The sequence below is a fragment of the Oleiphilus sp. HI0132 genome (assembly GCF_001635845.1).
This window is the reverse complement of the sequence record NZ_LWGJ01001441.1, coordinates 1-627: the sequence shown is the minus strand read 5'-3', so window position 1 is coordinate 627 and position 627 is coordinate 1. Positions and strand designations below refer to the sequence as shown.

General features: G+C 43.4%; 1 protein-coding gene. It reads right to left on the bottom strand.

The window, feature by feature from the left end; translation table 11 throughout:
- The coding region (locus tag A3766_RS22030) for an IS66 family transposase (protein WP_156509045.1) at positions 1-627 on the bottom strand (627 nt) is incomplete at both ends.

Below are 627 nucleotides of genomic sequence, written 5' to 3'. Positions count from 1 at the left end.
AATATAACCACATATAACATTTGGTTTTGTCGGATTCGATTACCTTTAGTGTGGTTTCATCTGCTTGTATTACATTTTGCCGCAAGAGGGTTTCATGCAGTTTGTCATAAAGCGGTTTGAGTAAGTCTGTACACTTCAGCAACCAGCTCGACATCGTTTGTCGGCTAAGCGGGATGCCATATTCTTTGAACAGACTTTCTTGTCGATAAAGCGGTAAGCCATATTGATATTTACTGGTAATGATTTGGCTTAACAAGCTCGCCGTAGCAAAGCTTTTTGGAATAGGTGAAGCCGGAACCGGCGTTTGTTTAATCGTGACGTTCGTTGCATGTTGCTCACAATGACGACAACTATATTTAGGTCGCACATGTTCGATGACTTTGATCTGGGCAGGAATGAATTCAAGCTGCTCGCTTTTATCTTCACCCATGCGATGTAATTCATGACCGCAGTCATCACAGCTTTTGTCTTCGTCTGCCAGGTCGTGAATGATGACGTCGCGTGGTAAGTCTTTGGGTAAAGGTTTACGAACAGGTTTCTTGCGTTCGTAGGTGATGGACTCTTTTTCGGCTTCAGTCGGTTCCGCTTCAGACTCATCTGCTAATTGCTCAAGTTCATTGAATAGCT